Annotated in this window: 5 protein-coding genes and 1 pseudogene; 5 read left to right on the plus strand and 1 reads right to left on the minus strand. The window is 69.6% G+C overall.

The window, feature by feature from the left end; translation table 11 throughout:
• A pseudogene (locus tag HKK72_RS36630) lies at positions 1-615 on the minus strand (septal ring lytic transglycosylase RlpA family protein); the annotation flags it as partial.
• A 546-nt stretch (positions 616-1,161) separates the two neighbouring features.
• On the opposite strand from HKK72_RS36630, the gene HKK72_RS36635 reads away from it, so the two are divergent.
• From HKK72_RS36635 to HKK72_RS36655, 5 genes are all read left to right on the plus strand, one after another.
• Positions 1,162-2,193 carry a permease gene (locus tag HKK72_RS36635; protein ID WP_187238984.1) on the plus strand — a complete coding sequence of 344 codons (1,032 nt, stop codon included), beginning with the start codon at positions 1,162-1,164 and terminating at the stop codon, positions 2,191-2,193.
• Positions 2,178-2,957, plus strand: coding sequence for a TIGR03943 family putative permease subunit (locus HKK72_RS36640; RefSeq protein WP_187238985.1), 780 nt, complete (start codon positions 2,178-2,180; stop codon positions 2,955-2,957). Before HKK72_RS36635 ends, HKK72_RS36640 begins: the two co-directional genes overlap by 16 nt.
• Before the next feature lie 176 nt (positions 2,958-3,133).
• Positions 3,134-3,265, plus strand: a complete 132-nt coding sequence (locus tag HKK72_RS36645; protein WP_222721606.1) for an L-rhamnose mutarotase — start codon at positions 3,134-3,136, stop codon at positions 3,263-3,265.
• A complete protein-coding gene (locus HKK72_RS36650; RefSeq protein WP_187238986.1) occupies positions 3,262-4,146 on the plus strand; it encodes an amidohydrolase family protein in 885 nt (294 codons plus the stop codon). Before HKK72_RS36645 ends, HKK72_RS36650 begins: the two co-directional genes overlap by 4 nt.
• Positions 4,147-4,163: 17 nt before the next feature.
• Positions 4,164-4,357: pyridoxamine 5'-phosphate oxidase family protein (locus HKK72_RS36655; protein ID WP_187238987.1), on the plus strand; the 194-nt coding region annotated here is incomplete at its 3' end.

Here is a 4,357-nt window from a genome sequence, read left to right on the forward strand (position 1 = left end):
GCCCGTGCCCGAGCTGCGGTAGGTGCCGCCCGAGCCCAGCTTCAGCACCTGGAACTGGACGGTCACCGAGTTCTCCCGAGAGCCGGTGAAGTCGGCCATCATCTTCTCGGAGATGTCGATGATCGCGGGCGGGCTGTGCTGAGCGACGGCCCACTCCGCCGGGCCGAAGTCGTCGACGACGCCGACGGTGCTCTGCCCGTTGTAGGTGACCAGGACCTCGGTGCCCAGCGGCCAGTAGGGGCTGGCCAGCGTCTCGTAGCTCATCGGCTTACCGGACGCGGTGGTGGGGTCCCAGAATGAGGTCGCGGTGGCCGTGCCAGAGGCCATGCCCTTGACCGGCTCTGCCGTCTTCTTGACCTCGGTCCGCTCGGAGCTCGACCGGCTCGCCTTCTCCTCCCGGATCGTCTTGCCAAGCTCCCCGAACGACTCCGACGCGGTGAGCGACGAGGCGGCGTCCTTCTCCGCCTTCGCCACGAGGCCATTGGCCGAGGCGCCGGTCGGGATGGGGCTTGCAGACGATACGGGTGTGGCGGAGCGGACGGCACCGGCGTCGGCGGTCATCGCCAGGCCGGTCGCCAGAGTTCCAGCGGCCACGGCACCCGTGACGGCCGTCACAACGGCGTTCCTCGTTCGCTTCTCCATTAACTTCCCTTCGGTTTGGTGAGGAGCGCAGCGCTTCGCAGACACAGGTCATGGGACTAGTGGCGAAACGACTCCGAACTCATCTCTGAACAGCCGTCTTGGAGGCCTGCGAGACATGTCGGAGGCGCGCTGATTGCCATCTCCCGGCACCAAAGGCCATGCGTCTCCCCAGGCAGGGGATACGTGGAGGCCAGTTGATCTGAAAGAGACCGAGGCCGGGAGATCACCGATCCGGGCGTGAAGGCCAGGCTTGATCGAATTTGAGCGATCAGGATCAGCGGCATAAGTTCGCTCCCACATGGGGGGCGGGAGCGAGACGGCTTTGCGATCTTTATTGCGATCTTTGTGTTTTACCTACTTGGGCCAGCCTTTGCTCTGGCTGGACTCGAATATACACAAACATGGCTCATAACGGGCAAATCACGCAAACCGCTTGGTAGATCTTTTATCGTGACGAAGATGATCGGCATCCCACCAGTACCGCTCAGTCACATCTGTTTCTCTGGCACCATTACGAGCATGAAAGACGGCCCATCGGCGCGGCTGAGCGACCAGGACGAATTACTCCCTCCCCCGGACTGGGGCCGGAGCGGCACGACCACGGCGCCGGGCACCCGGGCGACGTGGATCTTCGCTGCGATCGCCGCGCTGCTGGTCGTGGGCCGGCTGTGGCTGGCGCCCGCGATCGCGGTGAAGTCGCTGGACGCCTGGGCCACGATCTTCGTGGCCATCTGCGTTCAGGCCCTGCCGTTCCTGGTCTTCGGGGTGACGCTCTCGGCAGCGATCACCGCCTTCGTCCCGCCCTCGTTCTTCAACCGGGTGCTGCCCCGGCGACCCGCCGCCGCGGTCCCCGTGGCGGCTGCCGCGGGCGCCGTGCTGCCGGGCTGCGAATGCGCGTCGGTCCCGGTGGCCGGCGGGCTCATGGCGCGTGGAGTCGCCCCGGCGGCGGCACTGACCTTCCTGCTGGCCGCGCCCGCGATCAACCCCGTGGTGCTGGTGGCCACCGCGGTGGCCTTTCCGCGGAACCCGGAGATGGTCCTTGGGCGCTTCCTCGCATCGATCACCGTGGCGGTGCTCGCCGGGTGGCTGTGGCTGCGGTTCGGCAAGGGCGAGTGGCTGCGGATTCCCCGGCCGCACGCGGACGGGGTCGGCCGCTGGGAGCGGTTCCGGCAGGCCATGCGGCACGACATCATGCACGCGGGAGGTTTCCTGGTGGTCGGCGGGATGGCGGCGGCGACCATCAACGTGATCATCCCCGCGGCCTGGGTCTCCGGGCTCGCCGGAGTGTCCTGGCTGTCGGTGCTGACCCTCGCGGTCCTGGCCGTCCTGATGTCCATCTGCTCGGAGGCCGACGCGTTCGTCGCGGCGAGCCTGACGCAGTTCTCGCCCACCGCCAAGCTGGCCTTCCTCGTCGTGGGACCGATGGTGGACCTGAAGCTCATCGCCCTGCAGACCGGGATCTTCGGTCCCCGCTTCGCGATCCGGTTCGTTCCGCTGACCTTCGTGCTCGCCGTGGCCGTCAGCGCACTCGTGGGATGGGGACTGTGGTGACCAAGGCGGCGCAGAACCTGCTGCTGATCCTCGTCGGAGCCGCGGCGCTGTGGATCACAGTGGCCACCGATGAGTACCTCAACTACGTCAAACCCGGCTTCCGCGTCCTGCTCGTCGCCGCCGCCGTGGCGCTCGTCGTGCTCGGGGCCGTCGGCGTACGCCGTGACTGGCGGGACGACGAGGACCAGGACCGCCAGGACGGCGAAGACGGCCATGGCCAGGACCCTGACGGCGACCACGACCACGGCCGCGGGCCGCGGGTGGCGTGGCTGCTCTGTCTTCCGGCCCTGGCGATCTTCCTGATCGCGCCTCCGGCCCTCGGTTCGTTCACCGCGTCCCGCGACAACGCGCGGTCGGCGGTGCCCCCTCCCCCACCCGGCGAGGGATTCGGCGCGCTGAAGCCGGCGTCCTCGGGCGCCCCCACGGACATGACCCTGGGCGAGTTCATCGGACGGTCCTTCGAGGCGCAGACGGGCGATCCCGCGGCGATGCAGGGCGTCCCGGTGCGGCTGACCGGCTTCGCCACGCCGCGTGAGAAGGGAAACTGGCACCTCAACCGGCTCCGGATGAGCTGCTGCGCGGGCGACGCGATCGCCTTGCGGGTCGTCGTGCACGGCGCTAATCCGCCGCCGGCCGACTCATGGGTGCAGGTGGTGGGCACGTGGACGCCGCCGACGGCCGGCAGGGTGGCGACCGGCGTGCACGAGCTGACCGCGACGAGCGTCCTTCCGATCAAGAAGCCGCGCAACGCGTACGAGCGCTGACCCGCCACCGGATCGGCGCTTCGTCCACGGCTTGTCCGCGATGCCGGAAACCCGATATACATCGGATCACTGGTGCGGGCTGACCCGCTGAGTACGCGGACGGATCGAGGACGCGCGGTGGTGGAACCGGGGATGGTCGGGTGTCTGGGGCGGCAGTGGGCTGAGGCCGGTACGGCATGAGGGTCGCGCTGCACACCCGCATCCGGCCCGGCCGCGTGACCGAGTACGAGGCCGCGCACCGCGAGGTGCCGCAGGAGCTGGCCGCGGCGACCAGCCTGCCGGTCGCCTGGACCCTGGACGGCGCATGACACCGCTCGTCGACGCCCATCACCACGTGTGGGACCTGTCCGTCCGAGATCAGGATTGGATCACCGGTGAGCCGCTCGCTCCGCTGCGCCGCGACTTCTCGCTCGACGACCTGCGCCCGGAGGCGGTCGCCGAGGGCGTGACCGCCACCGTCCTGGTCCAGACGATCACCGTGGCCGGTGAGACGCCGGAGTTCCTCGCTCTCGCCGCCGCCGATGACCTCGTCGCGGGCGTGGTCGGCTGGGTGGACCTGACCGCACCGGATGTCGCGGAGGCGCTGGCCGCGCTGAGGGAACTCCCCGGCGGGCGGTATCTGGCCGGGATCCGGCACCAGGTGCAGGGCGAGCCGGATCCGGACTGGTTGTGCCGTCCGGACGTGCGACGCGGGCTGGGCGCGGTGGCCGGCGCCGGGCTGGCCTACGACCTGCTCACCGTGCCGCACCAGTTGCCCGCCGCCATCCGCACGGCCGCGGCCCTGCCCGAGCTGACCTTTGTGGTGGATCATCTGTCGAAGCCACCGATCGCGACCGGCGAACTGGAGCCATGGGCCGGCCGGATGCGTGAGCTGGCCCGGCTGCCCAACGTCGTCTGCAAGCTTTCCGGCATGGTCACCGAGGCCGACTGGGCCCGATGGCGGGTCCTCGACCTGCGGCCGTACGCCGACGTGGTGCTCGACGCCTTCGGCCCCGAGCGGCTGATGTTCGGTTCGGACTGGCCGGTCTGCCTGCTCGCGGCCTCGTACGGCAGGGTCGTCGGGGCGGCGCGCGAGCTCACCGCGGGTCTGTCCGCGGCCGAGCGGGACGCGGTGTTCGGCGGGACGGCCATCCGCGCCTACGGTCTGAACCCGCCGGCCGCGGCGCCTCTTGACCCCAAGCGCGGTTGAGGTCTCATGCTGGCCGCATGACCCTCACTCGCGTCGAACTCGACTATCTGAGCACGCAGCGCCTGGGGCGGCTGGCGACCGTCGGGCCCAAGGGCGACCCGCAGAACAACCCCGTCGGCTACCGCTACAACGCCGAGACCGGCACGATCGACATCGCCGGGTTCGACATGGGCGCCAGCCGCAAGTTCCGGAACGTCCAGAACAACGGGCA

The organism is Actinomadura sp. HBU206391 (assembly GCF_014323665.1).
Lineage (GTDB): Bacteria > Actinomycetota > Actinomycetes > Streptosporangiales > Streptosporangiaceae > Actinomadura_C.